The organism is Billgrantia sp. NRB1 (assembly GCF_056921725.1).
Map to the genome: position 1 here is coordinate 2,581,363 of NZ_CM167783.1, position 22,732 is coordinate 2,604,094.

General features: G+C 69.1%; 21 protein-coding genes and 1 other RNA gene. 4 read left to right on the forward strand and 18 right to left on the reverse strand.

Annotated features, from left to right (window positions below; translation table 11 throughout):
• Positions 1–87: 87 nt before the first annotated feature.
• The 16 genes from ftsZ to rsmI form a co-directional block, all read right to left on the reverse strand.
• Positions 88–1,263: a cell division protein FtsZ gene (ftsZ, locus tag ACZIYR_RS11720; protein ID WP_473033961.1), complete on the reverse strand. Its 1,176-nt coding sequence runs from the start codon at positions 1,261–1,263 to the stop codon at positions 88–90.
• Between the two features lie 33 nt (positions 1,264–1,296).
• Positions 1,297–2,580, reverse strand: a complete 1,284-nt coding sequence (gene ftsA / locus ACZIYR_RS11725; RefSeq protein ID WP_483526825.1) for a cell division protein FtsA — start codon at positions 2,578–2,580, stop codon at positions 1,297–1,299.
• Between the two features lie 195 nt (positions 2,581–2,775).
• Positions 2,776–3,492, reverse strand: a complete 717-nt coding sequence (locus tag ACZIYR_RS11730; RefSeq protein WP_473033962.1) for a cell division protein FtsQ/DivIB — start codon at positions 3,490–3,492, stop codon at positions 2,776–2,778.
• Positions 3,489–4,430 carry a D-alanine--D-alanine ligase gene (locus ACZIYR_RS11735; protein ID WP_483526826.1) on the reverse strand — a complete coding sequence of 314 codons (942 nt, stop codon included), beginning with the start codon at positions 4,428–4,430 and terminating at the stop codon, positions 3,489–3,491. Before ACZIYR_RS11735 ends, ACZIYR_RS11730 begins: the two co-directional genes overlap by 4 nt.
• The gene (gene murC / locus ACZIYR_RS11740; RefSeq protein ID WP_483529074.1) at positions 4,427–5,839 is read right to left on the reverse strand and encodes a UDP-N-acetylmuramate--L-alanine ligase; all 1,413 of its coding nucleotides are present in this window, start codon (positions 5,837–5,839) and stop codon (positions 4,427–4,429) included. Before murC ends, ACZIYR_RS11735 begins: the two co-directional genes overlap by 4 nt.
• 58 nt (positions 5,840–5,897) lie before the next feature.
• The gene (gene murG, locus ACZIYR_RS11745) at positions 5,898–6,953 is read right to left on the reverse strand and encodes an undecaprenyldiphospho-muramoylpentapeptide beta-N-acetylglucosaminyltransferase (protein WP_483529075.1); all 1,056 of its coding nucleotides are present in this window, start codon (positions 6,951–6,953) and stop codon (positions 5,898–5,900) included.
• 37 nt (positions 6,954–6,990) lie between these two features.
• The gene (gene ftsW / locus ACZIYR_RS11750) at positions 6,991–8,220 is read right to left on the reverse strand and encodes a putative lipid II flippase FtsW (RefSeq protein ID WP_483526827.1); all 1,230 of its coding nucleotides are present in this window, start codon (positions 8,218–8,220) and stop codon (positions 6,991–6,993) included.
• A complete protein-coding gene (gene murD / locus ACZIYR_RS11755; RefSeq protein WP_483526828.1) occupies positions 8,217–9,596 on the reverse strand; it encodes a UDP-N-acetylmuramoyl-L-alanine--D-glutamate ligase in 1,380 nt (459 codons plus the stop codon). The genes ftsW and murD overlap by 4 nt, the downstream gene beginning before the upstream one ends.
• 40 nt (positions 9,597–9,636) lie before the next feature.
• Positions 9,637–10,719, reverse strand: a complete 1,083-nt coding sequence (gene mraY / locus ACZIYR_RS11760) for a phospho-N-acetylmuramoyl-pentapeptide-transferase (protein WP_483526829.1) — start codon at positions 10,717–10,719, stop codon at positions 9,637–9,639.
• Between the two features lie 9 nt (positions 10,720–10,728).
• Positions 10,729–12,108, reverse strand: coding sequence for a UDP-N-acetylmuramoyl-tripeptide--D-alanyl-D-alanine ligase (locus ACZIYR_RS11765; RefSeq protein ID WP_483526830.1), 1,380 nt, complete (start codon positions 12,106–12,108; stop codon positions 10,729–10,731).
• The gene (locus tag ACZIYR_RS11770) at positions 12,105–13,616 is read right to left on the reverse strand and encodes a UDP-N-acetylmuramoyl-L-alanyl-D-glutamate--2,6-diaminopimelate ligase (protein ID WP_483526831.1); all 1,512 of its coding nucleotides are present in this window, start codon (positions 13,614–13,616) and stop codon (positions 12,105–12,107) included. Before ACZIYR_RS11770 ends, ACZIYR_RS11765 begins: the two co-directional genes overlap by 4 nt.
• A 31-nt stretch (positions 13,617–13,647) precedes the next feature.
• A complete protein-coding gene (locus tag ACZIYR_RS11775) occupies positions 13,648–15,300 on the reverse strand; it encodes a peptidoglycan D,D-transpeptidase FtsI family protein (protein ID WP_483529076.1) in 1,653 nt (550 codons plus the stop codon).
• Between the two features lie 53 nt (positions 15,301–15,353).
• Complete coding sequence (gene ftsL, locus ACZIYR_RS11780) at positions 15,354–15,683, reverse strand: cell division protein FtsL (protein ID WP_473033965.1); 330 nt, start codon at positions 15,681–15,683, stop codon at positions 15,354–15,356.
• A gap of 8 nt (positions 15,684–15,691) precedes the next feature.
• A complete protein-coding gene (gene rsmH, locus ACZIYR_RS11785; RefSeq protein WP_473033966.1) occupies positions 15,692–16,648 on the reverse strand; it encodes a 16S rRNA (cytosine(1402)-N(4))-methyltransferase RsmH in 957 nt (318 codons plus the stop codon).
• A gap of 80 nt (positions 16,649–16,728) precedes the next feature.
• Positions 16,729–17,096: RNase P RNA component class A (gene rnpB / locus ACZIYR_RS11790), an RNA gene on the reverse strand.
• A 32-nt stretch (positions 17,097–17,128) separates the two neighbouring features.
• A complete protein-coding gene (rsmI, locus tag ACZIYR_RS11795) occupies positions 17,129–18,007 on the reverse strand; it encodes a 16S rRNA (cytidine(1402)-2'-O)-methyltransferase (protein ID WP_483526832.1) in 879 nt (292 codons plus the stop codon).
• 43 nt (positions 18,008–18,050) lie between these two features.
• Here rsmI and ACZIYR_RS11800 point away from each other — a divergent pair, with 43 nt between their 5' ends.
• Genes ACZIYR_RS11800 through ACZIYR_RS11815 form a run of 4 tightly spaced genes read left to right on the forward strand, consistent with a single transcriptional unit; the run spans position 18,051 to position 21,435 of the window.
• Positions 18,051–19,877, forward strand: a complete 1,827-nt coding sequence (locus ACZIYR_RS11800) for a penicillin-binding protein activator (protein WP_483526833.1) — start codon at positions 18,051–18,053, stop codon at positions 19,875–19,877.
• A complete protein-coding gene (locus ACZIYR_RS11805) occupies positions 19,861–20,229 on the forward strand; it encodes a YraN family protein (RefSeq protein ID WP_483526834.1) in 369 nt (122 codons plus the stop codon). Before ACZIYR_RS11800 ends, ACZIYR_RS11805 begins: the two co-directional genes overlap by 17 nt.
• 28 nt (positions 20,230–20,257) lie before the next feature.
• Positions 20,258–20,851: a phosphoheptose isomerase gene (locus tag ACZIYR_RS11810; protein ID WP_238975221.1), complete on the forward strand. Its 594-nt coding sequence runs from the start codon at positions 20,258–20,260 to the stop codon at positions 20,849–20,851.
• Positions 20,852–20,856: 5 nt separating this feature from the next.
• Positions 20,857–21,435, forward strand: a complete 579-nt coding sequence (locus ACZIYR_RS11815; protein WP_473033970.1) for a BON domain-containing protein — start codon at positions 20,857–20,859, stop codon at positions 21,433–21,435.
• An 86-nt stretch (positions 21,436–21,521) separates the two neighbouring features.
• Here ACZIYR_RS11815 and ACZIYR_RS11820 read toward each other — a convergent pair whose 3' ends face one another.
• Both ACZIYR_RS11820 and sspA read right to left on the reverse strand, forming a co-directional pair.
• Positions 21,522–21,995, reverse strand: a complete 474-nt coding sequence (locus ACZIYR_RS11820) for a ClpXP protease specificity-enhancing factor (RefSeq protein ID WP_473033971.1) — start codon at positions 21,993–21,995, stop codon at positions 21,522–21,524.
• A 48-nt stretch (positions 21,996–22,043) separates the two neighbouring features.
• Positions 22,044–22,670: a stringent starvation protein SspA gene (gene sspA, locus ACZIYR_RS11825; RefSeq protein WP_473033972.1), complete on the reverse strand. Its 627-nt coding sequence runs from the start codon at positions 22,668–22,670 to the stop codon at positions 22,044–22,046.
• Between the last annotated feature and the right edge of the window lie 62 nt (positions 22,671–22,732).

Sequence of the window (22,732 nt, forward strand, 5' to 3'; positions counted from 1 at the left end):
TTATCAAACACCGTTCACTATAACACCGAACGCATGTTTCAACAAAAAAACATCTCCTGGCCCTACCTATTCACCGAATAGCCGTACTCAATCGGCCTGACGACGCAGGAAAGCCGGGATGTCGAGGTAGTCGTCCATCTCCTGAGGCGAACGGCGCTTCTCGGGCTGCGGCTTGGCCGCCTCCTGGGGCTCGGCCTTGGCCGCTGCCGACGCCTGGCGCACGGCGGCCGGCTGCTGCAGCCGACTACGATACTCGCCGCCCTCGGGACGCTTGGCCGTCTCACGCCCGGCACTCTTCTGCGCCTGCCCCTCCAGGCCTGCCGCGACCACGGTCACGCGCAGCTCGTCGGACATCTCCATGTCGATCGAGGTCCCCACCACGATGGTAGCGTCCTGGGAGGCGAACTCCTGGACGGTGGCCCCCACGTCGTTGAACTCGCCGATGGAGAGATCCGGGCCGGCGGTGATGTTGACCAGGATGCCGCGGGCACCGTGGAGATCGATATCCTCGAGCAGCGGGCTGCGGATCGCCTTCTCGGCGGCCTCGCGGGCGCGATTCTCGCCGGTGGCGCCGCCGGTGCCCATCATCGCCATGCCCATTTCCGACATCACGGTGCGCACGTCGGCGAAGTCGACGTTGATGATACCGGGGCTGGTGATCAGCTCGGCGATCCCTTGCACGGCCCCCAGCAGCACGTCATTGGCGGCGCTGAAGGCGGTCAGCAGGCTGGCGTTCTTGCCCAGCACCGAGAGCAGCTTCTCGTTGGGGATGGTGATCAGGGAGTCGACGTGCTCGGAGAGCTCCTTCATGCCCTCTTCGGCCACGCGCATGCGCTTGGGCCCCTCGAAGGGGAAGGGTCGCGTGACCACGGCCACGGTGAGGATGCCCAGCTCCTTGGCCACCTGCGCCACCACCGGCGCACCGCCGGTCCCGGTGCCGCCGCCCATCCCGGCGGTGATGAACACCATGTCGGCACCGCTGATCAGCTCGGCGATGCGGTCGCGATCCTCCATGGCCGCCTGGCGACCCACATCGGGGCTGGCCCCGGCGCCGAGTCCCTTGGTGATCTCATTGCCTAGCTGGAGCACGGTCTTGGCCGCCACCCGCTTGAGTGCCTGAGCATCGGTGTTGGCGCAGATGAATTCCACGCCCTCGATGCTGCTTTCCACCATGTGATTGACAGCATTGCCGCCGCCACCGCCCACGCCGACGACCTTAATGACCGCACTGCTCGAGGGTGCACTATCTACCAGTTCGAACATAAGCCCCGTCTCCTGGACCGCACCGCGGCCCTGTCAGAAATTTCCTTTGAACCAGCCCTTGATCTTAGCCAGCGCCGGAATCGCCTCTCGGATTCCCCGCTGGGAGACGTCGTTACGCCTGGGTTGCGCCGTCACCACCGTGCCCTCTCGACCATGCCCCTGACGGGCCTCCTGCAGGGCGTAATGTAGCAAACCGACGCCGGTGGAATAAATCGGATTGCGCACCACGTCCGCCAGTCCTCGCACGTTATGGGGACAGGCGATGCGCACCGGCATATGGAAGATCTCCTCTGCGAGCTCCACCACGCCCTCCATGCGCGAGGTGCCGCCGGTCAATACCACGCCGGCGGCCACCAGGTCCTCGAAGCCGCTGCGCCGCAGCTCATCGCGTACCAGGGTGAACAGCTCCTCGTAGCGGGGCTCGACCACCTCGGCCAGCGACTGGCGCGACAGGTCCCGCGATGGGCGGTCCCCCACGCTGGGCACCTTGATCATCTCGTCGCTGGCGGCCAGCTGAGTCAGCGCACAGGCATACTTGACTTTGATCTCCTCGGCGTGCTGCGTCGGCGTGCGCAGGGCCATGGCGATATCGTTGGTGACCTGGTCGCCGGCAATGGGAATTACCGCCGTGTGGCGAATGGCCCCTTCGGTGAACACGGCGATGTCGGTGGTGCCCCCGCCGATGTCGACCATGCAAACGCCCAGCTCGCGCTCGTCCTCGGTGAGCACCGCCATGCTGGAGGCCAGCTGTTCGAGAATGATGGCGTCGACCTCGAGCCCGCAGCGACGCACGCACTTGTCGATGTTCTGCACCGCATTGAGTGCCGCCGTGACCAGGTGAACCCGCGCCTCGAGACGCACCCCCGACATGCCCAGCGGTTCACGAATGCCGCCCTGGGTGTCGATGGAGTACTCCTGGGGCAGCACGTGCAGCACCCGCTGCCCTTCGGAGATAGCCCGGGCCCGCGCCGAATCGATCACCCGGTCAATGTCGGACGGCGTGACCTCACGCTCCTTGATGGCCACCACGCCGTCAGAGTTCATTGAGCTGATATGGCTACCGGCAACACCCACATAGACGGAATGGATGTCACAGCCCGCCATCAGTTCGGCCTCTTCCACGGCACGCTGAATGGACTGAACCGTGGATTCGATATTGATCACCACGCCCTTCTTCATGCCGCGTGAAGGGTGCGACCCGATACCGGCAATCTCGATGCCGCCATCATCGGTCGGCTGGCCGACGATCGCCACCACCTTGGATGTTCCGATATCCAGCCCGACTACCATGCCGGATGCGTTGGAAGTGACTGCCATGAGCCGGGGTATCTCCTAAAACTTGACCCGCTGGAAAGTCCATTAAACATGCAAATGGCCATAGCGCCCATTATAGGAACAACTAGCGTTGGACCACCAGTGTAATGGTAAAAACAACGATCACGATACGGGGAAATGATCACAAAAGGAACACCGCAAGACCGCTTGTCGCCTGGACAAGCGCCAGAAATCACCCTATTCGCTATTCTCTGCCTCGACCTCGGTTTCTCCGTGCCAGGCGACGGCGACGCCATTGGGATAACGCAAATCGATGTAGCGGATATGCGACGCACGGGACCCCAGCTCACGCTGCCAGGCGGCGGCGAGCCTCGCCAGGCGGGCCTGACGGTCGTTGCGTCCCAGCATTACCCAGACCCCGTCGTCGAGCTGAAAGCGCCAGGCACCGCGTGGTTCCAGCCGGAGCTGGGTGATCTCCAGCCCCAGGGTAGCGAAGTGCGGCACCAGGCGATCATGGTAGGCCAGCACCTCGGCCCCGCTGTCGGCCGGCCCGGCGAGATCGGGCAGGTCGCCGGGCGGCGACACCGGCCCGAAGGCGAAGGGCTCGCCCTCGGGATTCAGCAGATAGTCATCGTTCCAGCGCGCCACCGGCACCTGCTCCACCAGCTCGAAGGTCAGCGCATAGGGCCACTCCCGGGCGAGTCGCACCTCGGCCAGCCAGCCGATCTCCCGCGCCCGCGCGCGCAGCGCCGGGAGGTCCGCCGACAGCCAGGTCTCGTCACGCACCAGCGGCGCCAGCTGCTCGCGCAGGTAGTCGGCGGTCACATGACTCAGCTCACCGCTGATCGAAACCCGCTCGATGGGGCGGTCCAACCAAAGCCACAGGGCGCGGCCGCCGGCCAGCAGCAGCACCCCCAGCAGCAGCACTCCCAGCAGCGAGCCGCGGCCGGTCATGCCTGGCTCGACTGCCGCACCGACGCCAGCCCGGCGGTGGCGAGAATACGCAGCACCAGGGCGTCGAAATCGATACCGGCATAGGCCGCGGCCTGAGGCACCAGGCTATGATCGGTCATGCCCGGCACGGTATTGACCTCGATCAGCCAGAAGCGGCCGGCGCCGTCGCGCATCACGTCCACGCGCCCCCAGCCCTCGCCGCCAACGGCCTCGAAGGCCCGGCGGCACAGCTCGCCCAGCTCGGCCTCTTCGGCGGCATCGAGCCCACAGGGCAGGTGGTAGAGGGTGTCGTTGGAGACATACTTGGCCTGATAGTCGTAGAACCCTCCCGGGACCTCGACGCGAATGGCCGGCAACACGGTGTCACCCAGCAGCGACACGGTATACTCCTCGCCCTGGATATAGCGCTCGGCCATGACCCGCGCGTCGAAGCGGGCGGCCTCGCGGTAGGCCGCCTCCAGCGAGGCGCGGCTATCGACGATGCTGATGCCGAGCGTCGAGCCTTCGTGGACCGGCTTGACGATCAGCGGCAGGCCGAGTCGCGCTACCACCGCGTCCCAGTCGGCGTCGGCATCGAGCATCAGCGACTCGGGGGTGGACAGCCCGCTCGCCTGCCAAATCTGCTTGGTACGCTGCTTGTCCATGCCCAGCGCCGAGGCCAGCACCCCGCTGCCGGTGTAGGGAATCCCCAGCAGCTCCAGCGCCCCCTGCAGGGTGCCGTCCTCGCCGCCGCGGCCGTGCAGAGCCACGAAGACCCGGTCGGGGGCCAGCGCCTCGAGGCCGGTCAACCCGGCCGTGGCGGGATCGTAGCCGGTGGCATCGACCCCGGCGCGGCGCAGCGCCGCCAGCACCGCGGCGCCGCTTTTCAGCGACACCTCGCGTTCGGCGGAGCTTCCTCCGTAGAGCACCACGACCCGTCCCGCTTCCGACACCGTCATAGCGTCACCTCGTCCAGCTTCAGTTGACTCGAGGCCAGGGCGAGAGCGATCCCGCCCACGTCGCCGGCCCCCTGGGTGATCAGGATATCGTCGGGGCGCAGCACCCGGGAAAGCAGCCCGGGCAGCTCCGACTTGTGCTGCACGAAGATCGGATCGAGTTCGCCGCGCTGGCGGATCGAGCCGGCCAGGGTACGGCCATCCGCGCCGGGAAGCGGCGCCTCGCCGGCACTGTAGACGTCCAGCAGCAGCAGGGTATCGACCTCGGCGAGCACCCGCACGAAGTCCTCATAGAGATCCCGGGTGCGTGAATAGCGGTGCGGCTGATAGACCATCACCAGCCGCCGCTCGGGCCAGCCGGCACGAACCGCCTTGATCACCATCTCGACCTCGCGGGGATGGTGGCCGTAGTCGTCCACCAGCATCACCTCGCCTTGGCCGCCCGGCGGCGCAAAGTGGCCGTGCACCTGGAAGCGGCGCCCCACCCCGGCGAACCCCGCCAGGCCGCGCAGGATGGCCCTATCGTCAACCCCGGCGTCGGTGGCCACGACGATGGCGGCCAGGGCATTGAGGGCATTGTGGCGACCCGGCATGGCCAGGCGCACCGGCAACGGCGCCAGCCCATCGGGGCGCAGCGCGGTGAAGCGCACCTCGCCGCCCTCCTGCACGAAGTCGCTGATCCGGTAGTCGGCATCTTCGCTGAAGCCGTAGGTGACGAACTGGCGGTGCACCCGCTCCAGCAGGCCGCGAACATGCTCGTCATCGATGCATAGGATGGCCAGACCGTAGAACGGCAGGTTGTGCAGGAACTCGATGAAGGTGCCCTTGAGCTTCTCGAAGTCACCGCCGTAGGTGCTCATGTGATCGGCATCGATATTGGTGACGATCGACACCATCGGCTGCAGATGCAGGAAGGAGGCGTCGGACTCGTCGGCCTCGGCGACCAGGTAGTCGCCCGCTCCCAGCCGCGCATTGGTGCCGGCACTGGTCAGTCGGCCGCCGATCACGAAGGTAGGATCGAGCCCGGCCTCGCCAAGCAGGGTGGCGGTGAGGCTGGTAGTGGTGGTCTTGCCGTGGGTGCCGGCCACGGCGATGCCGTGACGAAAGCGCATCAGCTCGGCGAGCATCTCGGCACGCCGCACCACCGGCACGCGATGCTCGTGGGCCCAGCGAATCTCCGGGTTGCTTTCGTCCACCGCGGTGGAGACCACTACCACATCGGCGTCGACGACGTTCTCGGCGGCGTGGCCGATGGCCACTCGGAGCCCCTGCTCGCGCAGCCGGGCCACCACCGGCGACGCCTTGAGGTCGCTGCCGCTGACCTCGTAGCCCTGGTTGGCCAGCACCTCGGCGATGCCGCACATGCCGGCCCCGCCAATGCCCACGAAATGAATGCGCCGGATGCGGCGCATGCCCAGGCCCCGCCCATGGCGGGGTGGCGTTGCCTGACCGGGAACCGGTCCCAGAGTGCTATCGCTCACGCGCTGTCTCCATGCAGCCGGCCACCAGGCGCTCGACGGCGTCGAGGTGCGCACACGCGCGGGCGTGCGTCGCCATGGCGGCAAGAGTGTCGGGTTGCAGCAGCGCCGTCAGCCGCTCGGCCAGTCGCGCTGCCGTCATGTCATGCTGCGGCATCAGCTCGGCCGCTCCCGCCGCCACCAGAGCGCGGGCATTGGCGGTCTGGTGATCATCCACCGCGTGGGGGAAGGGCACGAACAGCGCCGGCTTGGCCGCCGCGGCCAGCTCGGCCACGGTCAGGGCCCCCGCCCGGCATACCACTAGGTCGGCCCAGCCGTAGGCCGCCGCCATGTCCTCGATAAAGGCCGTCACCTCGGCCTCCACGCCCTGGGCGGCATAGGCCTCCCGGGTCGCGGTGTCCTTGTCGCGACCGGCCTGGTGGCGCACCTCGGGGCGGCGCTCCGCCGGCAGCGCTGCCAGCGCCTCGGGGAGCCGCTGATTGAGCGCCAGGGCCCCCAGCGAGCCCCCCACTACCAGCAGGCGAAGCCGACGGCCGCGCATGGCATCGGACTGGCGCGGTGACTCGCCGAGCTCGGCAATCGCCTCGCGCACCGGGTTGCCCACCACCTCGCCGCGCCCGGCAAAGGCCTGGGGAAAGGCGGCGTAGAGGCGCCGCGCCAGCCGTGCCAGCACCCGGTTGGTCAGCCCGGCCACGGCGTTCTGTTCGTGAATCAGCAGCGGGCGACGCAGCAGCCAGGCGGCAAGTCCGCCCGGGCCACTGGCAAAACCGCCCATGCCCACCACCAGCGCCGGCTCGAGGCGGCGAACGATGCCGGCCGCCTGCCACACCGCCCGGGTCAGGTTGAAAGGGGCCAGCAGCCAGCCCGCCACACCGTTGCCACGCAGCCCGCTCACGGCGATACGATGCAGCGGTATATCGGCCTCGGGCACCAGGCGATTCTCGATGCCGCGGGGGCTGCCCAACCAGTGCACCTCGACGCCCTCGGCCGCCAGTCCCCGGGCCAGGGAGAGGGCCGGCATCACGTGCCCCCCGGTACCGCCAGCCATGATCAGAACGCGGCGGGTCTCGTCCTTGCTCACTTGCTCACTCCTTGCTCACTCCTTGCTCCTCCAGGCGCGTCCCAGGCGCCATCTTCGACGACTCGCGCGGGGCAGCGGGACGGGTGCGCCGGACCACCCGACGGGTTTCGATATCGGCCCGCAGCAGCAGCGCCATCATCACGGCGCTGACCAGCAGGCTGGAGCCGCCGTAGCTGAGCAGCGGCAGGGTCAAGCCCTTGGTGGGCAGCATCCCGGTGCTCACGGCGATGTTGATGAAGGCCTGGGCCCCGACCACCAGGGCAATGCCGTAGCTCATATAGGCGGCGAAGGCGAGGCCGGCCAGCTCGGCCCGCCGCCCCACCGCCATGGCCCGGTAGATCAGCAGGCCGAACAGCCCGACCACCCCCACTGCGCCGAACAGGCCCAGCTCCTCGGCCAGCACCGCAAAGACAAAATCGGTATGGGCCTCGGGCAGGTAGAAGAGCTTCTGAACGCTGTTGCCCAGCCCCATGCCCAGCCAGTGGCCGCGGCCAAAAGCAATCAGCGCCTGGGTCAGCTGGTAGCCGCTGGCAAACTGGTCGGCCCAGGGATCGGCGAAGCTGGTCAGCCGCGCCAGGCGATAGGGCTCGGCAATGGCCAGGTAGAACCCCAGCAGGCCGACGGCGCCGAGGATCAGCACGAAACGCCCCCAGGGGGCACCGGCCATCAGCAGCATGCCCATCACGCAGCCCACCATGACCACCGAGGCACCGTAGTCGGGCGCCAGAATCAGCAGCACCGCGATCAGCCCCACCACCAGCAGCGGTCGCAGGAAGGCGCCCCACTGGCGGCGCACCTGGGGCAGGAAGCGCTCCAGATAGCCCGCCATATAGGCGATCAGGCACAGCTTGGCGACTTCCGACGCCTGAAGGTTGAAGGGGATGCCGGGGATCGACAGCCAGCGCTTGCTGCCGTTGACTTCACGGCCCACCAGCAGCACCAGCACCAGCAGCGCGATGCCGACCAGCAGCAGCAGCGGGCCGTTGGCGCGCCACCAGGCCAGCGGCACGCGCAGGGCCACCGCCGCGGCCAGCAGCGCCATGCCCATGAACAGCGCGTGGCGCTGGCTGAAGTACCAGGGGTTGCCGGTCAGCCCGGACGCCACCTCGGTGGAGGCCGAGGTGACCATCACCCAGCCCACCAGCATCAGCGCCAGGGCCGCGAACAGCAGCCAGCCGTCGAAGGGCTGGTCGCGGGTGGAGAGCCGCTGGCGAAGGACGGCGAGACGCTTCATGCCTGCACCTCCGGGGCGCGTCGGGTCACCCAGCGCCGGAAGACCTCACCGCGCTCCTGATAGTTGGCGAACTGGTCGAGACTCGCGCAGGCCGGCGACAGCAGCACGCAGTCGCCGGGCTCGGCGATCTCCCAGGCCCGCGCCAGGGCAGCCTCCAGGTCGTCGACCTGGGTCACCGCCAGCCGGTCGCGCAGGGCGCGCGCCAGGCGTTCGCCGTCCAGGCCGAACAGGATCGCCTCACGACCGTAGCGCGCCAGCGGCTCGGCGAGCGGGCGAAAGTCGGCCCCCTTGCCCACGCCGCCAGCGAGCAGAATCAGGCGCCCCGACAGGGCGGGCCCCAGCCCGGCGATGGCGGCCAGAGTGGCCCCCACGTTGGTGCCCTTGGAGTCGTTGATCCAGCGCACCCCCTCGATCTCGGCGACCACCTCCCCGCGGTGCGGCAAGCCGGCAAAGCGGCGCAGCACCCGGCACATGGCCGCCCGGGGCAGTTCCAGGCGCTCACCCATGGCCAGCGCCGCCAGGGCATTGGCCTGGTGGTGGCGCCCCGCCAGGCGCACCTCGTCGGCAGGCATCAGCGGTGTCTCCCCGTGCATCAGCCAGTCGCGCCCTTCGCGCTGGGCGATGCCCCACTCCCCGCACTCCGGCGGCCGGGTGGTAAAGCTGTCCTGGGCGGGCAGGCGCCGCTCCGGCCAGGTCATGGGATCCTCGGCGTTGACCACGCCGTGGTGTGCACCGCGAAAGATGCCCAGCTTGGCGGCCCGGTAGCCGGCCATGTCGCCGTGCCGATCGAGGTGGTCCTCGGAGAGATTGAGAAAGGCCGCGGTCTCGGCGCCCAGCCGCGGGGTGGTCTCGAGCTGGAAGCTGGAGAGCTCGAGGACGTAGAAGTCGGCATCCGGCTCATCGTCGAGCAGGTCCAGGGCCGGGGTGCCGAGGTTGCCGCCCACGGCGACGCGGCGCCCCGCCTCGCGCGCCATCTCGCCAAGCAGGGTGGTCACCGTGGACTTGGCATTGGAGCCGGTGATCGCCGCGATGGGGGCGTGGCAGGCGCGCACGAAGAGCGCAATCTCGCCGATCACCAGCGGCTCGCCGTTGGCCTCGCGCTGCCGCCCGGCCAGGGCATCCAGCCCCGGGGTCCGGGGGTCGATCCCGGGGCTGAGCACCACCTCCTCCACCTCGCTGAGATCGAGTCCCGTCAGCGGACCGCAGTGGATGGTCACGCCGGGGTGGGCGGCATGGAAGTCATCGACGCCCGGCGGCACCGCGCGGGTGTCGGCCACCATGTAGGGGACGCCCAGGCGGCTCAGGTGTCGGCAGATGGCCCGCCCAGAGACCCCGAGCCCGACCACCAGCGTGGTTCCCTTCGGCACCTTGATCATCGCATCTCCTGTGGACAGCATCGCGGTCGCTCGACGCCGCTCAGCGAACCTTGAGCGTGGCCAGGCCGACCAGCACCAGCACCACGGTAATGATCCAGAAGCGCACGATGACCCGCGGCTCCGGCCAGCCCTTGAGCTCATAGTGGTGATGCAGCGGCGCCATGCGGAAGATGCGCCGGCCGGTGAGCTTGTAGGAGCCCACCTGGAGGATCACCGAGATGGTCTCCATGACGAAGATCCCCCCCATGATGAACAGCACGATCTCCTGACGTACGATCACCGCTACCACGCCCAGCGCCGCGCCCAGCGCCAGCGCCCCCACGTCCCCCATGAAGACCTGGGCCGGATAGGTGTTGAACCACAGAAAGCCCAGCCCGGCCCCGGCGATGGTGGCGCAGAACACCGCCAGCTCGCCCGCGCCGACGATATTGGGAATCTGCAGGTAGTTGGCGAACACCGCGTTGCCGCTGGCGTAGGCGAACACCGCCAGGCCCATGGCCACCATCACCGTGGGCATGATGGCCAGGCCGTCGAGGCCGTCGGTGAGATTCACGGCGTTAGAGCTGCCGACGATCACCAGGTAGGTGAGCACGATGTAGAACACCCCCAGCGGCAGCACGATATCCTTGAACAGCGGCACGATCAGGCTGGTCTCCACGGGATTGCCGGCGGTAGCGTAGAGGACCACCGCCGCCAGCAGCCCGATCACCGATTGCCAGAAATACTTCCAGCGTGCCGGCAGGCCGCGGGGATTTTTCTCCACCACCTTGCGGTAGTCATCAACCCAGCCGATCGCGCCGAACCCCAGGGTCACCACGAGCACGATCCAGACATAGTGGTTGCCGAGATCGGCCCACAGCAGGGTGCTGACGGCGATGGCCATCAGGATCATCGCCCCGCCCATGGTCGGGGTGCCGGCCTTGGAGAGGTGGGACTGGGGACCGTCGTCGCGCACCGCCTGACCGATCTGGCGCTCGACCAGCCGCCGAATCATCCAGGGCCCCAGCCACAGGCACAGCAGCAGAGCGGTCAGGGTGCCCAGGATCATGCGCAGGGTCAGATAGTGAAAAACGTTGAAGGCGCTCTGGAATTGCGCCAGAAATTCGGCCAGAAAAAGCAGCATGTGTTGCGTTCACCTTGATGCGTCAGCGCTCAGCGCCGCCACGACCCGTTCCATGCCGGCGCTTCGCGAGCCCTTGATCAGCACGCTGGCCCCCGCGGGCAGTTGGTCCAGGACATGGCGCGTCAGCGCCTCGCGGTCGTTGAAATGGCACCCGCCTGCCCCGAAGGCGTCGCTGGCCGGTTTTGCCAGCGCCCCGCAGGTGCCGAGCACGTCGATTCCCAGTTCCCGTGCGTGGCGCCCGATCTCGGCGTGCAGCCGATCCGAATCAGCGCCCAGTTCGCCCATGGCACCCAGCAGGCACCAGCGCGGCCCCGGGAGTTCGGCAAGCAGCGCCAGCGCCGCCTTGACCGCCCCGGGGTTGGCGTTATAGGTGTCGTCCAGCAGGCGGGTGCCACGCATCCCGGCCAGCAGGCTGAGCCGGCCCGGCATCGGCACCGCCGCCGCGAGGCCCTCCGGCAGCTGTTCGGCCGGTACGCCCAGGGCCAGCGCCGCGGCCGCCGCTGCCAGGGCGTTGGCCACGCTGTGGCGGCCCAGCAGCGCAAGCGGCACCCGGCCCGCCTCGTACCCGTCCACGACAAGCGTGAAAGCATAGCGTCCCAGGGCGTCACAGGCCAGCGCTGTGGCGCCGACCCGGGCGTCCCCGCCCAGCCCGAAATCGATCACCTCCCGGGACCCGGCCAGCTGCGACCAGAGCGGGAAATAGGCGTCGTCGCGGTTGAGCACCGCCACGCCGTCGAGGGGCAGCCCCGCGAGTATCTCCGCCTTGGCCTGGGCGATGCGGCCCATGCCGCCGAACTCGCCGACGTGGGCGCCGGTCACGTTGGTGATGACCGCCACCTGGGGCTCGGCCAGGGTCGTGGTCCAGGCGATCTCGCCCAGGTGGTTGGCGCCCAGCTCGACCACCGCCTGGTGATGCGCGGCGTCGAGGGAGAGCAGCGTCAGCGGCGCACCGATGTCGTTGTTGAGGTTGCCGAGGGTGGCTAGCGTTGCCCCGCGGCGACTCAGCAGCGCGGCGAGAATCTCCTTGACGCTGGTCTTGCCACTGTTGCCGGTCACCGCCACCAGCGGCCGTCCCCAGGCGCGGCGTCGGGCGCGCCCCAGCAGCCCCAGCGCCAGCCGGGTGTCCGGCACCACCAGCTGGGGCAGCGGGTCATCCACCGGGCGCTCCACCAGGGCCGCCACGGCGCCGGCATCACGGGCAGCGGCGAGAAAGTCATGAGCATCGTAGCGCTCGCCGACCAGCGCCACGAACAGCGCGCCCGGGGCCAGGCGGCGCGAGTCGGTGACGATCTCGCCCACCCTCAGGCTGCCGCTTTCGGGGGGCAGCGCCGCCGTGGCGCCCAGCGCCTGGGCCACGGCGGCGAGCGTCTCCAACCCGGGTGCGCTCATGAGCGCACCCCGGCACGGCCGTCTAGCGCCTGCTCGGCCTCGGCGAGGTCGCTGAAGGCGTGGCGCACGCCAGCGACCTCCTGATAGCGCTCATGGCCCTTGCCGGCGATCAGCACCACGTCGTCCGGCGCCGCGGCCGCGAGGGTACGGGCGATGGCCGCGGCCCGCCCCTCGAGGTTCCAGGCTGCGGCGCGGGCCTCGGGGGACAGCCCGGCCAGGATCTGCTCGCGAATGGCGGCCGGCGCCTCGCCGCGGGGATTGTCGTCGCTGATCACCAGGCGGTCGGCATGTCGCTCGGCCACCGCCGCCATCTGCGGCCGCTTGCCGCTATCGCGCTCGCCGCCGCAGCCGAACAGGCACCAGAGGCGCCCCTTCCCGGGCAGATGGGCGCGCAGCGCCAGCAGGGCGTTCTCCAGGGCGTCGGGGGTATGGGCGTAGTCGATGATCACCGTGGGGCACCCCGGACGAATCAGCGGCTGCAGGCGTCCCGGCACCGCGCTCACCCGGGCGGCGGCGTCGAACAGCGCCGGCAGCGGCTCGCCCAGCCCATAGAGGGTGGCGATAGCCAGCAGCAGGTTGTCGAGACTGAAGCGGCCCAGCAGCGGCAGTTCCAGCGGCATCTCGCCCTCGGGCGTGGCGATCAGGGCCAGCTGGCCCTCGGTGCTCGCCTGCCAGTCGACCACCCGCAGCGTTGCCGCCGGGTCATCGCCTACCGCCAGCACGCGCACCCCCGGCGTCACGCCGGCCAGCATCAGCCGCGCCAGGGGATCGTCGCCGTTGACCACCGCCAGCGACAGCTCCGAGCGGCGAAACAGGCGCGCCTTGGCCGCGGCATAGGCGGCCATGCTGCCGTGGTAGTCGAGATGGTCCCGACTGAGGTTGGTGAACACCGCCGCGGTCACCTCGCAGCCCTCCAGGCGATCCTGTTCCAGGGCGTGGGAGGAGACCTCCATGGCCACCCGCCGCAGGCCGGCGTCGGCCATCTCGCCGAGCGCGGCCTGCAGCACCAGCGGCCCGGGAGTGGTCAGCTCTCCTCCGCTCAGCGCCCCCGGCCGTCCGTGCCCGAGGGTGCCGACCACGCCGGCGTCGCAGCCCAGGGCGGTACTCAGCTCGGCGATATAGTGGGTCACCGAGCTCTTGCCGTTGGTGCCGGTCACCCCGATCAGCGCCAGCGAGGCGGGTACCGCAAAGAGGTCATGGCCCAGCTCGCCGAGGCGCTGACGCAGAAAGGGCAGGCCCAGCACCCGCGGGTCCTGAGCCGGTTCGGGAAGCGACTCATTGCGATCGAGGTGGTAGAGCACGCAGGCGGCGCCGCGCTCCAGCGCGGCCTCCAGGTAGTCGCGACCGTCGGCGGCCACCCCCGGCACGGCCAGGAACACATCGCCCCGAGTCACGCGGCGGCTGTCCAGCACCAGCCCGACGCTGCCCTCCAGGTCGACGGCGGACCGGGACAGGCTGGGCCAGTAGCGGTGGATCGCGGTCTGGAGACGGGAAGCACTGACCTGCATGAGGACACCTCTGTCGGGAGTGGGAGAAGGCTCAGCGCGAGCGCTGGTCGGGGGGCACGTCGAGCAGCCGCAGGGCGCCGCCGGTGACTCGCGAGAACACCGGCGCCGCCACCGCGCCGCCGAAGTAGTCGCCGCTGCGCGGATGATCGATCATCACGATGGTGACGATGCGCGGGTCGGAGACCGGCGCTACCCCGGCGAACAGGCTCCGGTAGGCCTCCCGCTCATAGCCCCGCGCCGAGGTCTTGCGCACCGTGCCGGTCTTGCCGGCGACCCGATAGCCGGGCACCCCGGCCCGTCGGCCGCCGGTGCCCGGCTGGACGGACTCTTCCATGACCCGCAGTAGATCGTGGGCCACCGCCGGGTCGATGACCTGGGTGCCGGGCGGCGGCTCGGGCAGCTTGAGCAGCGACGGGGGCAGACGCACCCCGCCGTTGGCCAGGGCGGTATAGGCGCTGGCCAGCTGCAGGGCCGAGGTCGACAGGCCGTAGCCGTAGGAGAGCGCGGCCCACTGGCTGCGCGACCAGCGCACCGGCGCCGGCAGGGTGCCGGTGGACTCGCCGGGAAAGCCGGTCTCGGGGCTCTCGCCGAAGCCCAGGCGCCGATAGAGATCCGGCACCAGGGGCTCGTCGAGCTCCAGCACCAGCTTGGACATGCCGATATTCGAGGATTTTTCGAGGATACCGGCCAGGTCCAGCTCGCCGTAGTTGCGAATGTCACGAATGGTGAAGCGGTCCAGCATCATCCAGCCCGGCGAGGTATCGACGACCACATCGCGGTCGAAGCGCCCGCTCTCCATGATCGCCGCCATGGCCAGCGGCTTGACCACCGAACCCGGCTCGAAGACATCGACGATGGCCTGATTGCGTAGCCCCCGCGGGTCGAGGCCGGCGCGGTTGTTGGGGTTGTAGGAGGGCTGGTTGGCCATGGCCAGCACCTCGCCGGTGCGGGCGTCCATCATCACCACCACGCCCCCATCCGCCTGATGCTCGGCCACGGCGGCCTTGAGTTCGCGATAGGCCATGTACTGCAGCCGCTGGTCGATGGCCAGGGTCAGCTCGCCGCCAGGCTGCGCCTCGCGCAGCAGCGCAAGGTCACGCACCAGGCGACCGCGGCGATCCTGCATCACGCGGCGCTGTCCGGGGGTGCCGGCCAGGTAGGGCTGGTAGGCGAGCTCCAGCCCCTCCTGCCCCTTGTCGTCGACGTTGGTCACGCCCAGCAGCTGGGCGGCCACCTCACCGGCCGGGTAGTAGCGCTTGTACTCGTGCTGGGCATAGACGCCGGGCACGCGCAGGTCGATGACCCGCTGGGCGGCGTCCGGGGTCAGCTGGCGGCGCAGGTACATGAATTCCCGGGAGGCGAAGCGCTCCAGTCGCGCATCGAGATCGTCCAGGGAGAGCGCCAAGGCGCGCGCCAGCTGCAGACGCTGGATCGGGTCTTCCGGTACCTCCTGGGGATTCGCCCAGAGGGTCACCACCGGGGTCGAGATGGCCAGCGGCTCGCCGTGGCGGTCGCTGATCATCCCGCGATGGGCGCTCAGGGCCTGGGTGCGCAGGATGCGCGCATCGCCCTGCCCCTGCAGGAAGGGGCGATCGATGACATGCAGGGTGACGATCCGCCCGCTCAGCAGCAGCAGGCCAATCACCACCAGCCCCAGCACCAGCCGGTAGCGCGCCTGCCCCATGGGCGCCGACGGAGGGCGTCCACGCGGCGTGACGCCGCTGCGCGGCTCGGCCCTCATGGCCGGATCACCTCGACCTCATCGACATCGGGCAGGCGCATCTCCAGACGCTCCACGGCCAGGCGTTCGATACGCGCTGGCGACGACCAGGCGCTCTCCTCCAGCAGCAGCTGCCCCCATTCGGTCTGCAGCTGGTCACGCTCCCGTTCGAGCTGCTGCAGGCGAGCGTACTGCTCACGGGTCAGATGACTGGTGCCGACCACCGCCGTGGCGCTGACCAGGCACGCCAACACCAGTGCGACCACCACCACCAGCCGGGCATTGAGCAGCTGGCGCAGGGAGCCGCCGAAGCGGAGGGTGGCGGGAGTGGATCGTCCTTGTGTCATGCGCTGCTTTAGCCCCGTTTGCGCGCTACGCGCATCACCGCGCTGCGGGCGCGCGGATTGGCGTCGACTTCGGCGGCGTGCGGACGCTGCGCCTTGCCCAGGGCCTCCAGCCGCCGCTCGATCTGATCTTCGCGGATCGGCATGCCGCGTGGCAACCGGGTATCGCCGCGTACATGCTCGCGAATGAAGCGCTTGACCCGGCGATCCTCCAGGGAGTGAAAGCTGATCACCACCAGATGACCGCCCGGCGCCAACGCCTCCAGCGCCGCCGCGAGGGCCGCATCGAGCTGGTCCAGCTCACCGTTGACATGAATGCGCAGGGCCTGGAAGACGCGGGTTGCCGGATGCTTCCCCTTCTCCCAGGCCGGATGTGCGGCCTTGATCACCTCAGCCAGGTCCGCGGTGCGCTCGAAGGGGCGCTCGCCCCGGCGCGCCACCACCGCCCGCGCCAGGCGCCGGGCATAGCGCTCCTCGCCGTAGCGCTTGAAGACCTCGGCGATCTCGGCCTCCTTGGCGCGGGCCAGAAAGTCGGCGGCGCTCTCGCCGCGGCTGGGATCCATGCGCATGTCCAGCGGCCCGTCGCGCAGGAAGCTGAAGCCCCGCTCGGGGTCGTCGAGCTGCGGCGAGGAGACGCCCACGTCGAGCAGCACGCCGGCAAGACGGCCGTGAAGCCCCTCCCGCCGGGCGAAGTCGCCCAGCCGGGCGAATTCGTCCTGGGCAATGGTGAAGCGCGGGTCCTCGATGGCAGCGGCCTCGGTAATGGCCTGGGGATCGCGGTCCATGGCCAGCAGGCGCCCCTGGGGCGCCAGGCGCGCGAGTATCGCCCGCGAATGGCCGCCACGACCGAAGGTGCCGTCCAGGTAGCTGCCAAGCGGGTCGTGCACGAGCGCCTCGACGGCACCGTCGAGCAGCACGCTGGCATGGCGAAAGCCGCGAGGGGCCGATTCAGGGGCGGATGACGACATGCGCTTCTCGATTCAAGGATCATGGTGCGCCGCGTCCCGACGAGCCGGGAGGCGATGGCCGGGACGCGGCGCGAAAATACGGAGGGAGTCGGCCGATAAGCCGGGTTCTGTCGGGGACAGCCATTCATCTAGGAGCCGCGTCACCGCGGCCCTCAAGCAACCTACCCGCCCCCAGTGCGGGCCACACCATTGGGGGCCTATTTGGTCTTGCTCCGGGTGGGGTTTACCGTGCCACGCACTGTTACCAGGCGCGCGGTGCGCTCTTACCGCACCCTTTCACCCTTGCCGGCCTCCCGCAGGAGACGTAGGCGGTCTGCTCTCTGCTGCACTTTCCGTCGGCTCGCGCCGCCCAGGCGTTACCTGGCACCCTGCCCTGTGGAGCCCGGACTTTCCTCCCCCGGCCCCCATCGCGAGGATCGGTACCGGCGGCGACCGTCTGGCCGACTCCGCGAGCAAGAATACCAGTGCCACTGCCCCCCCTCAACGACTTTCCTCGCTCCTCGAGTGCCGCTCCTTGAGGGCCTGGGCGCGGGCATACCACTGTTTTTTCGCCCCTCCCAGCAGCCGGGCGGCCACCGCTGCGGCCTGCTTGACCCCGACCCCCTCGGCCAGCAGGGCGCTGAGCAGCGCCTCTGCTTCCACTGCCACCCGCTCCTCGTCCTCGCGCGGCGCCTCTCCCGCCACCATGATCACGAACTCTCCGCGAGCCTGGTCCGGGTCGTCATCCATCCGCGCGAGCAGCGACCTCGCGGTGCCATCGAGGAAGGTCTCGAAGGCCTTGGTCAGCTCGCGCGCCAGCACCAGGCGACGCTCGCCCAGGCAGGCATCGAGGTCGGCCAGGGTATGGCGGATGCGATGGGGCGATTCGTAGAACACCAGGGTCTCCTCGCGGCCCGCCAGCGCTTCCAGGCGGGCCCGACGAGCGCTTCCCCTGGCCGGCAGGAAGCCCTGGAACAGGAAGCGGTCGGTGGGCAAACCGGCGGCACTAAGCGCCGCCACCAGGGCACAGGGCCCCGGAAGCGGCACGATGCGCCGCCCCCGGGCGCGCAATTCCCGCACCAGCACGAAGCCGGGGTCGCTGATCAGCGGCGTGCCGGCATCGCTGACCAGGGCGACATCCTCGCCGGCGACCAGCCGGGCATCGAGCTGGTCGACGCGCGCCGCCTCATTGTGTTCATGCAGCGACAGCATCGGCACGCTAAGCCCCAGATGGTGCAGCAGCCGCGCGGTATGACGCGTATCCTCGGCAGCGACCACCGCCACCTCACCCAGCACGCGGGCGGCCCGCGGACTCAGGTCGTCCAGATTCCCAATCGGCGTGGCGACCACGTACAATGAGCCTGAGCTCGAGTCTGACATGAAGGGCTCCCGGCAAGCGAAGACGACGAAGGGACATGTATCCATGGACAAGACGCCACGCGGCCTGCTGGCCGCTGCGTTCGCAGCGCTGCTGCTCGGCGGCTGCGCCTACCAGCCCGGGCCGGTCGAACGCCTCCCCGACGACCCGAGCGTGCTGCTCGAACAGGCCCGTGACCAGGCGCCCGAGCAGGCGGCGATCAGCCGGCTCGAGGCGGCCGATATCCTAGCACGCCAGGGTCAGCGCACCCAGGCACTGGATATCGCCAGCCAGCTCGACGACCGCCAGCTTCCCGACGATCAGCGTCTGCGCTGGGCCATGCTGCTCTCCGAGCTCGGCGAGGCCGAGGGCGATCCCTCGGCGGTGATCCAGGCCGGCCAACTGCTCGACGAGCTCGAGCTGCCGCGCGACGCCAGCCTGATCCTGCGTGAACGCCAGGGCAAGGCGCTGGCCGAGATCGGCGAGTACCGCGCCGCCGCCGAGTCGCTGATGCGGGTTCAGGCGGCCACCGATCGGGATGCCCTCAACGAGACCATCTGGACGGCGCTGAGCCGTCTGGAGCGCTCCGAACTGGCGGCCATGCGCGACGACGCGGACGCCCTGATCCGGGAATGGCTCGTCCTGGCCGGGCTGGTGCGCGACAGCGGCGGCGATATCCAGCGACTGTCCGAGCGCCTGGAGACCTGGCGCGAACGCAACGCCCGGCACCCCGCTGCCCGGGCGCTTCCGGGCGACCTCACCGCGCTGCGCGACCTGCGGGGCCAGGAAGTCCGCCATATCGCCGTTTTCCTGCCCGAATCGGGCCCGTTGAGCAGCGTCGCGGAAGCGATTCGCGCGGGGATCAGCGCCCAGCACCAGGCCGCGGCAGCGCACAACGGCGGCGTGCGCCTGAGCTTTCTCGACGCCAGCCGCGGCGACCTCGACAGGCTCTACGAGGAGGCTCAGGATCGCGGCGCCCAGGTGGTCATCGGACCCCTCGACAAGGATCAGGTCACCGAGCTGGAACGCCGCGACCAGGTCCCGCTGCCGACCCTCGGCCTCAACTACGGGCATGGCGAGAGCAACCGCGCCCGCGGGTTCTTCCAGTACGGCCTCTCCGCCGAGGACGAGGCCCGCCAGGTGGCGCGTCGCGGCCGTGAGGACGGCCACCGCCGCACCGCCCTGCTGATCCCCGACAACGAGTGGGGCAACCGGGTCGGACGCGCCTTCGAGCGCGAATGGCGGCGCCTCGACGGCAGCGTGACCAACGTGGTCACCTACAATCCCGGGGGCTCGGCAACCGAAAGCACGCGCCGCGCCCTGGCCGGCGGTCGCCCCGACATGCTGTTCCTGCTGGCCCTGCCGAGCTACGCCCGCCAGGTGCCGCCAACCCTGGAGTACTACGACGCGGCCAACCTGCCGGTCTATGCCACCTCGCACCTCTTCGAGGGGCGCCCGCAGCCGCTGCTGGACCACGATCTGGATGCCGTCAACTTCCTCGACATCCCCTGGCAGATACCCGACGCCGCGGTAGGCGGCGTGGAAGCTCTGCCCTATTCGGACAGCTATCGTCAGCTCCGGGAGGATGCCGACCCCGCCGTCTTTCGCCTGATGGCCATGGGCGTGGACGCCTACGAGCTGGCACGGCGGCTGCCGCAATTCCAGCTGATGCCCGACAGCGAACTATTCGGCGCCACCGGCACCCTGAGCCCCGCGTCGGACGGCCGCATTCAGCGACGCCTGCCCTGGGCGCGCTTCGAGCGGGGCATCCCCCAGCCGATCCTCAGCATCGACCTGCTCGGCAGCGACCCGCTGGGCAACGGCGGCGACGGCATCCACCTGCCCAACGGCGAACTGCTGGAGGACGGTCGTCTCGATGCCCCAAGCAACTGACGCCCGGGCCCGCGGCGAGCGAATCGAACGACTCGCCGCGCAGTGGCTCACCGCTCGCGGCCTCACCCTGGTGGCGACCAACCAGCATGCCAAGGGGGGCGAGCTGGATCTGGTGATGCGCCACGGCGACACCCTAGTGTTCGTCGAGGTGCGCCACCGGGCCGATTCGCGTCATGGCCATCCGCTGGAAACCATCACCGCCGCCAAGCAGCGTCGGCTGATCCGTGCGGCGCGTTTTTATCTCGCGCGCAACCGGCTATCATGTCCCTGCCGCTTCGACGCCCTGGCCGTGACCGGCACCCCGCCCGAGCTCGAGTTCGAGTGGGTACAGGGCGCCTTCGAGGCATTCTGACAGGCGCCCCCAGGACCAGGAAGACAGAATGGATTTCCAGCAGCGCATACTCGGCCACTTCAACGCCAGCCTCGACACCAAGACCTACGCCAGCGAGGTGCTGCCCCCCTTCATTGAGGTGGCCAGCCAGATGATGGTGCAGACCCTGGTCAACGAGGGCAAGATTCTGGCCTGCGGCAACGGCGGCAGCGCTGGCGACTGCCAGCACTTCTCCTCCGAGCTGCTCAACCGATTCGAGCGGGAGCGCCCCAGCCTGCCGGCCCTGGCCTTGACCACCGACACCTCGACGCTGACCTCCATCGCCAACGACTACAGCTACAACGAGGTATTCTCCAAGCAGGTGCGCGCCCTGGGCCAGCCCGGCGACATCCTGCTGGCGATCTCCACCAGCGGCAACTCCGCCAACGTCGTCCAGGCCATCCAGGCCGCCCACGACCGGGACATGGCGGTGGTGGCCCTGACCGGCCGCGACGGCGGCGACATGGCATCCCTGCTCGGCCAGGACGACTGCGAGATTCGCGTCCCGGCCACCTCTACCGCCCGCATTCAGGAGGTCCACCTGCTGGTGATCCACTGCCTGTGCGACCTCATTGACGAACAACTCTTCGGCAGCAGCGAGTAATCCCCATGCCCTTCAAGACACTGCCCCTTGCCCTTGTGTTCTCCGCCCTGCTGGTGCTGGGCGGCTGCACCACCGTCACCGGGGTGGCCAACCCCGGCACCATCGAGGAGAACTACGGCAAGCGCACCCTCGGCGCTCAGGTCGAGGACGAGAGCATCGAGACCAAGATCGCCCACAACCTACGACGCAGCGACGCCCGCCTGGGCGACGCCCGCATCAACGTCGATAGCTACAACGGCGTGGTGCTGCTCACCGGTCAGGTGCCCAGCCAGGAGCTCAAGAACAAGGCGAGCGAGGTGGCCGGCGAGGTACGCAATGTCCGCGACGTGCACAACGAACTGGCCATCGCCGCTAACCTGCCGGCCAGCCAGCGGCTCTCCGACACCTGGCTCAATACCCGGATCCGCACCAGCCTGGCCACCGATGACACCATCGACACCGGCCGCCTGCGCTTTATCACCGAAAACGCCAGCGTCTACGTGATGGGGATCGTCACCCGGGCCGAATCGGATCGCATCGTCGATGCCATCTCGCGAATCGGCGGCGTACAGCGAATCGTCAAGGTGTTCGACTACCTGGACTGACCCCACCGGCGCCTTCGCAGCAGCAAAACGACGACGGCAGGCCACAAGGCCTGCCGTCGTCGCGTCGGGCACCGCATTCGGTGCGACTACTTGATCACCCGCAGCGACGGGCGCCCCTTGGTGGGCGGCGTCTCCTCGGCGGCCTCACCCTCGTTACTGGTCGCCCCCTCGTCATCGCGCTCGACGCTGGAGAGCCCGGAACGCTCGGTGGACGCCTCCTCCGGCTCCGACTGCTCCGGGGCCGGCATCACCGGCTCATGACCGAAGACCATGCCCACACCGTTCTCACGGGCATAGAGCGCCACTAGCGCCGGCATGGGCACCACCACCTGCATCGGCTGGCCGCCGAAGCGGGCATGAAACGTGATGGCATCGTTCTCGATATGCAGGTCGCGCACCGCGGTGGGCCCTACGTTGAGCACGATCTGGCCGTTCTGCACGAACTGCCTGGGCACCCTGACCCCGGCCTGCTCGGCATCGACGACGATGTAGGGGGTTTGCTCGTTGTCCAGCAGCCATTCATACAGGCCGCGGGCAAGATAGGGACGGCTCGATAGCATCAGTGCCCTCCTCCGTTGCTGGGTGCCGAGCCAGGCCCGGCACCGCGTTCAGGTGCGCATCTCGCGCTCGTTCTCGCTGAGCGAGGCAGTGAAGGCGTCGCGCTCGAACAGCCGCTCCATGTAGGTCACCAGCGGCTTGACCTGCTTCTCGGGAAGCTCGATGCCCAGCATCGGCAGCCGCCAGAGGATCGGCGCCAGGCAGCAGTCCACCAGCGAGAACTCCTCGCTCATGAAGTACGGCATGTCCTCGAAGATCGGCGAAATGCCCACCAGGCTCTCGCGCAGCTCCTTGCGCGCCTTGTCGGCCTCCTTCTTCGGCCCCTGCTCGATCTGCTCGACCAGCGGGCACCACTCACGCTCGATGCGGTGCATCCACAGCCGGCTCTGCGCTCGGGCCACCGGATAGACCGGCAGCAGCGGCGGATGGGGAAAACGCTCGTCGAGGTACTCCATCATCACCTTGGACTCGTAGAGCACCAGGTCCCGGTCGAGCAGCGTGGGCACGCTGTTGTAGGGGTTGAGGTCGGCAAGCTCTTCGGGGCGCTGATCACCGTTGACCTCGACGATATCCACCGCCACGCCTTTCTCGGCGAGCACGATGCGCACGCGATGACTGAAGTGATCGTCGCCTCCTGAGTAGAAAATCATCGACGACCGCTTGGCCACTACACCCATGAAACAATCCTCGCATCAAATCGAACCGGGATGATAACACGCACCCGCTTACCGGGGGCGTG

Excerpts from the sequence above, each read along its gene's own strand:
- ftsA (WP_483526825.1), bottom strand. The coding sequence starts at position 2,580 with ATGGCAGTCACTTCCAACGCATCCGGCATGGTAGTCGGGCTGGATATC.
- murD (WP_483526828.1), bottom strand. The coding sequence starts at position 9,596 with ATGATCAAGGTGCCGAAGGGAACCACGCTGGTGGTCGGGCTCGGGGTC.
- ACZIYR_RS11770 (WP_483526831.1), bottom strand. The coding sequence starts at position 13,616 with ATGCAGGTCAGTGCTTCCCGTCTCCAGACCGCGATCCACCGCTACTGG.
- murC (WP_483529074.1), bottom strand. The coding sequence starts at position 5,839 with ATGCGCCGCATCCGGCGCATTCATTTCGTGGGCATTGGCGGGGCCGGC.
- ACZIYR_RS11730 (WP_473033962.1), bottom strand. The coding sequence starts at position 3,492 with ATGACCGGCCGCGGCTCGCTGCTGGGAGTGCTGCTGCTGGGGGTGCTG.
- ftsW (WP_483526827.1), bottom strand. The coding sequence starts at position 8,220 with ATGAAGCGTCTCGCCGTCCTTCGCCAGCGGCTCTCCACCCGCGACCAG.
- ftsZ (WP_473033961.1), bottom strand. The coding sequence starts at position 1,263 with ATGTTCGAACTGGTAGATAGTGCACCCTCGAGCAGTGCGGTCATTAAG.
- rsmI (WP_483526832.1), bottom strand. The coding sequence starts at position 18,007 with ATGTCAGACTCGAGCTCAGGCTCATTGTACGTGGTCGCCACGCCGATT.
- ftsL (WP_473033965.1), bottom strand. The coding sequence starts at position 15,683 with ATGACACAAGGACGATCCACTCCCGCCACCCTCCGCTTCGGCGGCTCC.
- ACZIYR_RS11735 (WP_483526826.1), bottom strand. The coding sequence starts at position 4,430 with ATGACGGTGTCGGAAGCGGGACGGGTCGTGGTGCTCTACGGAGGAAGC.
- ACZIYR_RS11765 (WP_483526830.1), bottom strand. The coding sequence starts at position 12,108 with ATGAGCGCACCCGGGTTGGAGACGCTCGCCGCCGTGGCCCAGGCGCTG.
- ACZIYR_RS11820 (WP_473033971.1), bottom strand. The coding sequence starts at position 21,995 with ATGCTATCGAGCCGTCCCTATCTTGCCCGCGGCCTGTATGAATGGCTG.
- ACZIYR_RS11810 (WP_238975221.1), top strand. The coding sequence starts at position 20,258 with ATGGATTTCCAGCAGCGCATACTCGGCCACTTCAACGCCAGCCTCGAC.
- rsmH (WP_473033966.1), bottom strand. The coding sequence starts at position 16,648 with ATGTCGTCATCCGCCCCTGAATCGGCCCCTCGCGGCTTTCGCCATGCC.
- ACZIYR_RS11805 (WP_483526834.1), top strand. The coding sequence starts at position 19,861 with ATGCCCCAAGCAACTGACGCCCGGGCCCGCGGCGAGCGAATCGAACGA.
- murG (WP_483529075.1), bottom strand. The coding sequence starts at position 6,953 with ATGGCTGGCGGTACCGGGGGGCACGTGATGCCGGCCCTCTCCCTGGCC.
- sspA (WP_473033972.1), bottom strand. The coding sequence starts at position 22,670 with ATGGGTGTAGTGGCCAAGCGGTCGTCGATGATTTTCTACTCAGGAGGC.
- ACZIYR_RS11815 (WP_473033970.1), top strand. The coding sequence starts at position 20,857 with ATGCCCTTCAAGACACTGCCCCTTGCCCTTGTGTTCTCCGCCCTGCTG.
- ACZIYR_RS11775 (WP_483529076.1), bottom strand. The coding sequence starts at position 15,300 with ATGGGGCAGGCGCGCTACCGGCTGGTGCTGGGGCTGGTGGTGATTGGC.
- mraY (WP_483526829.1), bottom strand. The coding sequence starts at position 10,719 with ATGCTGCTTTTTCTGGCCGAATTTCTGGCGCAATTCCAGAGCGCCTTC.
- ACZIYR_RS11800 (WP_483526833.1), top strand. The coding sequence starts at position 18,051 with ATGGACAAGACGCCACGCGGCCTGCTGGCCGCTGCGTTCGCAGCGCTG.